The following is a 330-nucleotide window of genomic DNA, read 5'->3' as shown; positions in this document are numbered from 1 at the left end:
TGGAAATAGCTACCCAGTGCGGCGACTAGTGAGCCGAAATGCAAAGGGCCAGAAGGGGAGGGGGCGAAACGTCCAACGTAATCCATACAAACACTTATGACTGAAAAAGGGAGCCTAGGCTCCCTTTAGTTTAAACTATTGCTTTGTTGGCGTTAGCCTTGCATCTGCTTTTCTTTAAGCTCAGCTAGCGTTTTGCAATCAATGCAAAGGTCTGCTGTTGGGCGAGCTTCTAGACGGCGAATGCCAATTTCAACACCACAAGAGTCACAGAAGCCGAATTCGTCTTCTTCGATCTTGTTTAGAGTTTTCTCGATCTTTTTGATCAAGCGA

Annotated in this window: 1 protein-coding gene; it reads right to left on the bottom strand. The window is 46.4% G+C overall.

Annotated elements, in window-relative coordinates; genetic code table 11:
- Window positions 1–152 precede the first annotated feature (152 nt).
- On the bottom strand, window positions 153–330 hold a 178-nt coding region (locus AB4585_RS29215), incomplete at its 5' end, for a TraR/DksA C4-type zinc finger protein (protein ID WP_372172310.1).

Source organism: Vibrio sp. 10N.222.49.C9, assembly GCF_041474985.1.
GTDB lineage: Bacteria > Pseudomonadota > Gammaproteobacteria > Enterobacterales > Vibrionaceae > Vibrio > Vibrio crassostreae_C.
The sequence above is the reverse complement of the archived record's forward strand: the minus strand, read 5'-3'. Positions and strand labels throughout refer to the sequence as shown.